We start from the raw sequence: 1,741 nt of genomic DNA, 5'->3' as shown, positions 1-1,741 counted from the left end.
CCGCCACCAGCGCCGCGGCCCCGGACTGCAGCAGCAGGCACAGCCCCATCAGCGGCAGCGCCCACCGGGAGGTGGCGGCGCGGTCGAACAGCTCGTCCACGCGCACCCAGGCGTGCTCCAGCTGCTGCGGCACCGGCACCGGGCTGGGCTCGACCCGCTCCAGCAGGGCGCGCAGCTCCGGGGCCCCGAACCGCCCGCCGACCTCGTCCAGGGCCCGCAGGGCCTCCTCGCGCTGGCGCGCCGGCAGGTGCCCGGCGAGGCCGTCGACGAGGACGTGCGCGGCGTTGGCGACCTTCTCGTCGTCGTCCAGCGGGCGCCGCCGGCGCCAGCGGCGCGCGCCCACGACGAGCGCGGCGAAGACCACGTACATGATCGCCACGGCGGGCTCGTAGAAGTAGTCGTTGTCGGTGGTGACGAACTTGCCGACCTCGTCGATGAACAGCCCGAACCCCGCCCCGCCCAGCAGCGCGGCCACCGGGCGCGGGCCGCGGCCGACGTAGGCGAACTGCAGCACCATCGCCAGGAGCATCAGCAGCCCGCCGGGCAGCACGTGCGCCACGTGCAGGCCCGTGCCGCCGCCGCCGATCTGCGGGTAGCCGGTCAGCGCCAGCAGCAGCCGCGTCAGCAGGATCGTGGACACCGCCGCGACCACGAGCGTGGTCAGGTGCTGGGCGCCGCGGTCGCTGCGCACCAGGTCCATGCGCAGCGCGCGGCTCAGGCGGCGCACGGCGGCGGGGCGGGGTCGGGGCGTGCGGACACCCCTCCGACGGTAGTGAGCTGGCGCGCCCGCGGCCCGTCCGGAGCGTCGCACCGGCCGGCCGGCGCCGACCCTTGACCGTCGATCGTGCACGATCTATGGTCCATGACACCGACTCGACGCTGAGTCGCCGGACCCAGGAGGTGACCCCCCGTGCTGCGTCCCCCCGATCCGCTGGCCGACGTCCACCGCCGAAGGGCTGTCTACGATGACGCTCGTGCATCCGACGGAGCCGCGGCGCTCGCTGGCGCCCAGCCGCCAGATGCTCGCCGACCACGTCTACGACGCGGTCCTGGACATGCTCATCGACGGGGAGCTGAAGGCCGGGGCGGCCCTGGGCATCGACGCGCTGGCCCGGGAGTTCGGCGTCTCGCAGACCCCCGTGCGCGAGGCCCTGGCCCGCCTGGAGTCCACCGGCCTGGTGCGCCGCACCGCCCTGAAGGGCTACCGCGTCGCGCCGGTGGCGACCCCCGCCGAGCTGGAGCGCCTCATGCAGGCGCGCCTGGTGCTCGAACCGGCCCTCGCCGAGCTCGCCGCCGCGCGGCTCGACGCGGAGGTGCTGGCCCGCCTGGAGCAGGCCGTGCACGACCTGGCCACCGCCCCGCTGGGGCCCTCGTTCCACGAGTTCCGCCAGTACTGGGAAGCCGACGAGCGCTTCCACCGCCTGATCGCCGAGGCCACCGGCAACGAGTTCCTGCTCTCGGCCTACCGGGCCCTGGGCGGGCAGATCCAGCGCTTCCGCCTCTTCGGCGGCGGCGGCGTCACCGACTCCGAGCACTGCGTCGCCGAGCACACCCGGGTCCTGCAGGGCCTGCGCACCGGCGACCCGGCCACCGCCCGCGCGGCGATGGCCGCGCACATCACCGAGGCCCGCGACCGCGCGCTGCAGGCGTACGACGCGCAGACCGCGGTGGTCACCTTCTCCCAGCCCAGCGCGCAGTTCCTGCAGGCCAGCTCCACCATGAGCCTGGGCCTGCTCTCGCC

The 1,741-nt window shown here is 75.5% G+C and carries 2 protein-coding genes; one reads left to right on the top strand and one right to left on the bottom strand.

Translation table 11 applies throughout. The features are described from left to right. On the bottom strand, positions 1–727 hold a 727-nt coding region (locus GTR00_RS20240; RefSeq protein WP_166613333.1), incomplete at its 3' end, for a hypothetical protein. Between the two features lie 247 nt (positions 728–974). Between GTR00_RS20240 and GTR00_RS20235 the strand changes: the two genes are divergently transcribed. Continuing rightward, the coding region (locus GTR00_RS20235; RefSeq protein ID WP_205706282.1) for a GntR family transcriptional regulator at positions 975–1,741 on the top strand (767 nt) is incomplete at its 3' end.

The organism is Kineococcus indalonis (assembly GCF_009906395.1).
GTDB lineage: Bacteria > Actinomycetota > Actinomycetes > Actinomycetales > Kineococcaceae > Kineococcus > Kineococcus indalonis.
Note: the sequence above shows the minus strand (reverse complement) of the source record. Positions and strands in the feature narration are given on the sequence as shown.